This is a genomic window from Bartonella sp. AD24XZML (assembly GCF_042196485.1).
In the GTDB taxonomy this organism is placed as follows: domain Bacteria; phylum Pseudomonadota; class Alphaproteobacteria; order Rhizobiales; family Rhizobiaceae; genus Bartonella.
This window is the reverse complement of record NZ_JBHIQH010000061.1, coordinates 1-4,282: the sequence shown is the minus strand read 5'-3', so window position 1 is coordinate 4,282 and position 4,282 is coordinate 1. Positions and strand designations below refer to the sequence as shown.

Below are 4,282 nucleotides of genomic sequence, written 5' to 3'. Positions count from 1 at the left end.
ACCTGTTGCCATTTTATACTCCTTTGAAATATTGGCTAATGAAATAAATGGAAAAAAATGAAGGGGATGATTGCTGTGTTTGTTAGACTGGCATAATAATAAAAAATTATCGAAAATAGCTTGACATTATTTCTGCAATGTGTATTTTCGAATCAGGTGCCTCAAAAACACCTTGACGATAAGCGGGTAGATTGCCGAAACAGTCTTTTTTCCGCAGATTAAAAGCTTTGACTCATTATATGCGTATAGCATATAAATGGCTTGTCGGGTGTGGTTACGCTATACAATACCCTTTTAGGGGAAAGCATAACGACGGACTTATCGCCGTGTTTTTGAGCACCCGGCACTCTTTTCGAGTGTCAATCAAAAACATCTAACGATAAGGAGTTCTCATGAACACTCTTATAGAAATATCAGAACAGGTTATTGATCAAGAAACTGTTCAAACGGTAAACGCTCGTGATTTGCATGCGTTTTTAGAGATAAAAGCTCGCTTTAATGATTGGATTAAAAATCGCATTAAAGAATGTAAGTTTCAGGAAAATATAAACTTTATAACGCTTACTAAAAATTTAGTAAACGGTGGAAAGGTAAAAGAATACCACATTACCTTAGACATGGCTAAACACCTTTCCATGATCGAACGTAATGATAAAGGACATGAAGCACGTCAATACTTTATCAAATGTGAACGACTTTTGAAACAAGTAGCAACACCGCAAGTTGATTATTCCAAACCCGAAGCATTACTTGGCGTCTTGAATCACTTACAAAGTCAAATTGAGCAAAAAGATCATGTTATTGCAGAATTAGCACCAAAAGCAGAGGCGCTTGAGGGTCTAAAACGCTCTGATGGTCTGTTTGGTTTAATTGAAGCAGCAAAGATGTTGGAGGTACGACCAAAGGATTTAACGGATTACTTGCGTAAACATGATTGGGTGTATCGANGGTACGACCAAAGGATTTAACGGATTACTTGCGTAAACATGATTGGGTGTATCGACGGGCTCCAGGGGCGCCTTTGTTGCCTTATCAAGATAAAATCAAGAAAGGCTTTATGGATTGCCCTGCTATCACCATTCAAAGACCGGATGGTACAGAGAAAGTACTCCCTTCAACAAAAATCACATCCAGAGGATTGGCATGTTTGAGAGAACAAATCCATGGAGGTGTGCAATGAAGATAGATACCAACTTCTTATGCGATTTATGGATAGCATTATCTCAATTTTCTAATGATGAAAATGTGAGCGACAAAGATTGTAGTGCTCTAGTTCAAACTATGAATGCAATAGAAAAGGTTCTAGTTTTAAAGCTTCAAGATGACGTGCCCAATATTACAAAAATCTTGGCAATTTTGACAGATTTTGGAGCTTCAGAACTTCCACATAGCATGGATTCTTTGGTACGCGCTTATGAACCAAATTCCGAGAGCCCCATTAAAAAGGTTGCTTAAGTTCAAAAACATGTTTTATCTCCTCGTCTTTGAGGCGGGGAGGTAGTTAATGCCGTAAAATATCTTTACATGATACATATTGTACGCATAATACGTATTATACATTAAAGATAGGATGTGCATATGAAAAAATATAGTTTTACAGATGTAAACCGCGGGGCAGGCGATATTTTAGACGAGGCTATGTCTACACCTGTCGCTTTGACAAAGCGAGGGCGTGAAAAAATCATTATGCTTCCTGTTGATTTATATAATGAATTAGTAAAATCTCGTTCTGGTGCACAATCTTTTGTTTATGCAGATGCACCGCAAAATATATTAGATGATTTAAATCGTGGTTTAGATGACATTTTGAATAGTGATGAACATGTTTAAAGCGGGGGATGTTGTTCGATATTATTATTTATCCAGTATTCCATAAAACATTATCCCTTGAGAGTGAGGAAGAGATCAAACAGCGTGAAGTGTTGGAACTTTGCTAACATTTGTTTCACGTTCAGCATGCCAAGCATCATAATTAGCTTGCATACGTAACCATATAGCAGCTCCATCACCAAACATTTTGCCAAGACAAGCGGAAATAGCAGGAGAAACAGGCTTTTTTGCGTTCAGAATATCGTAGAGATGTTGGCGTGATATACCAAGCATCTGCGCAATTTCTGATTTTGTTTTGCCTGTTTCAGGAATAATTTCTGCTAAAACTTCTCCTGGATGAGTAGGACAACGGTTTTTATCTCTTTGTGCAGGAATGTCATTCATAACTGTATCCTTAGTGATATTGTTCAAGATCAACACGGTAAGCATTACATGAGTCAAATTCAAAGGTAATACACCATGGTCCGTTAACGTGGACAGTGTAACGAGTGGGTGAATATCCAATCAAAGAATGAAAGTTGAATCCTGGAAGATTCATATCTTCTGGTCTTTCAGAAATATCTAAACGATCAAGACGAACCATGATACGTTTTACAAGCTTCTTATCAATCTTGGATGAATTTCCCGTTTTGAATAATTCTGCCAATGTTTTGCTTTTAAACGTTTTAATCATTCTTTTATATAGCGTAAAATACTGTTAATGTCAACAAATAGCTTACATTATAAGTGCTAAAATGGAAAAAACAGTAACATCCCATTAGAAACCCTTATCGTCTAGACTTGTTTTTCTTTTCTCCACCTCATGCGTAAAGAGAAGAATAGGTGCATGGAGGGGATAAATTTGCACGTTAACAAGGATTTTACAAACATACCAACGGCTGTCTGATCAAATATTGCTAAAAACTTAGATCCCTTGCCATTCTTAATAAAGTGAATACGAAGTTTAAATTCTATTGTCATTTTGCTCTCCAAATTAATGAAGAGACCATAACAACCATCTACACTCTCTCATAAGACTGACAGTGTCAGTAAAAAATGGGTTTAAAGGGGGCTTTATAAGAAGAAACTATACAGTTTATAAGCCATCAGACAATAAGAGTCCGTTTAGAAAGTATTATTGTTTTTTATATCTGCATAAACCATTTAATCTTTCCACAATCTTATAAGGACAGCGCCATCAGCTCCAGCGCCACTTGAAGAAGAATCAGAGTGAGCGCCAGCACCACCACCACCAAAACCACGCCCTGCTTTTCCTGAACTATAGGAACCTTTTCCGACTCCTCCAGCGCCACCCCTTGATGTATCACCCCCAGCATCACCTCCATTACCACTTGTCTTGCTCGTAATTCCACTTGTTCCTGAACAACCATTTCCGCCTTTGGCAATTCCTAGATGTTCGTCTGTTGCTAAACCAAAGTTTCCACCTGTACCTCCAGCACCACCAGATCCTGAATAGTAGTAAGTAGTACCACCAACAAAATTTGCGCGAGAGTTATCGTAATAAGCACCCCCACCACCACACCCTCCTGTAGCGGTAATAAAATTCTTTCCAACAGCTGTTGTTCCTCCAGAATTACCTTTTGCATAGCGTTTTGCAACAGCAGCTCCTCCTTTTCCAATTGTGATATCTTGATGACCATTTAAACTCGCTTTATAGCCATACCACACGCTACAACCGCCACCGCCGCCACCGCCGCCTAATCTTGGTGTATCCGCACCACCACCACTACCGCCACCGCCCCATGCTTGGATCTCAACTTTAGTTTTATCCGTTACCCAATCGGGCCATTGAATTTTTCCATCCTGTGTATAGAGCAATTCAGCATCGGCAAGAGCCGGCCAATTCGTGATTTTATCGGTCAAATCTTTTTTTAGACTCTTTATTTGTGACAAAATGGCGGCATCCACTTGCGCTTTCGTATAAACAAGATCTCCATCGACTTTTAAAGGTCCTTTAAGCAAGCTTCCCGTTGTGCTTAAACTGGTAACTATTTCACCATTATGGGTGAGGCTAAACGACGAATTACCCAACAGTTCTAAGCCACCACTCATGCTAACTTTGCTGGTAAATTTATTGTAACTTTGCCATTCATTTGGGCTTGTGAGGCGTCCATAGCTTGTCAGATCTTGATTGATCTTGGCTCTAAAATCGTCAAGACCCACGATATCTTCGGTTTTATGTTGATGCGCGCCTAACAGTGAGATAGCACTGCCAAAGGTGAAGTTATTATTGCTTGATTTATAGAGAACATAATTGTTAGCCGCATCTTTGGCGCCCTCGATATCGCTTAAATCGGCAAAAGTGAAGGTTTTATCCGCTGCCATCTTGGCTTTGAGAGCTGCTTCAAGATCTGCAACATCACTTATTGTGTGCGTGTGTTTTGAAGGTGCTTTTTCGTTTACCTTTTCCTCAATATCAACAATGGCTTGATCAATTTTGGTCAAGTTTTCG

Annotated in this window: 5 protein-coding genes and 1 pseudogene; 3 read left to right on the top strand and 3 right to left on the bottom strand. The window is 39.1% G+C overall.

Annotated features, from left to right (window positions below; genetic code table 11):
• Positions 1-392 precede the first annotated feature (392 nt).
• From ACFIMX_RS05850 to ACFIMX_RS05840, 3 genes and pseudogenes are all read left to right on the top strand, one after another.
• Positions 393-1,180: pseudogene (locus ACFIMX_RS05850) on the top strand (antA/AntB antirepressor family protein).
• Entirely contained in the window at positions 1,177-1,455 is a 279-nt protein-coding gene (locus ACFIMX_RS05845) for a hypothetical protein (protein WP_375640504.1), read from the top strand. Before ACFIMX_RS05850 ends, ACFIMX_RS05845 begins: the two are co-directional and overlap by 4 nt.
• Before the next feature lie 123 nt (positions 1,456-1,578).
• Positions 1,579-1,830: a type II toxin-antitoxin system prevent-host-death family antitoxin gene (locus ACFIMX_RS05840; RefSeq protein ID WP_375637928.1), complete on the top strand. Its 252-nt coding sequence runs from the start codon at positions 1,579-1,581 to the stop codon at positions 1,828-1,830.
• 75 nt (positions 1,831-1,905) lie between these two features.
• Here ACFIMX_RS05840 and ACFIMX_RS05835 read toward each other — a convergent pair whose 3' ends face one another.
• The 3 genes from ACFIMX_RS05835 to ACFIMX_RS05825 all read right to left on the bottom strand — a co-directional run.
• Complete coding sequence (locus tag ACFIMX_RS05835) at positions 1,906-2,214, bottom strand: HigA family addiction module antitoxin (protein WP_273721170.1); 309 nt, start codon at positions 2,212-2,214, stop codon at positions 1,906-1,908.
• A gap of 10 nt (positions 2,215-2,224) precedes the next feature.
• Positions 2,225-2,503: a type II toxin-antitoxin system RelE/ParE family toxin gene (locus ACFIMX_RS05830; RefSeq protein WP_375618870.1), complete on the bottom strand. Its 279-nt coding sequence runs from the start codon at positions 2,501-2,503 to the stop codon at positions 2,225-2,227.
• Positions 2,504-2,973: 470 nt separating this feature from the next.
• Positions 2,974-4,282: Bgr_08870 family protein (locus ACFIMX_RS05825; protein ID WP_375694173.1), on the bottom strand; the 1,309-nt coding region annotated here is incomplete at its 5' end.

Excerpts from the sequence above, each read along its gene's own strand:
- ACFIMX_RS05845 (WP_375640504.1), top strand. The coding sequence starts at position 1,177 with ATGAAGATAGATACCAACTTCTTATGCGATTTATGGATAGCATTATCT.
- ACFIMX_RS05840 (WP_375637928.1), top strand. The coding sequence starts at position 1,579 with ATGAAAAAATATAGTTTTACAGATGTAAACCGCGGGGCAGGCGATATT.
- ACFIMX_RS05835 (WP_273721170.1), bottom strand. The coding sequence starts at position 2,214 with ATGAATGACATTCCTGCACAAAGAGATAAAAACCGTTGTCCTACTCAT.
- ACFIMX_RS05830 (WP_375618870.1), bottom strand. The coding sequence starts at position 2,503 with ATGATTAAAACGTTTAAAAGCAAAACATTGGCAGAATTATTCAAAACG.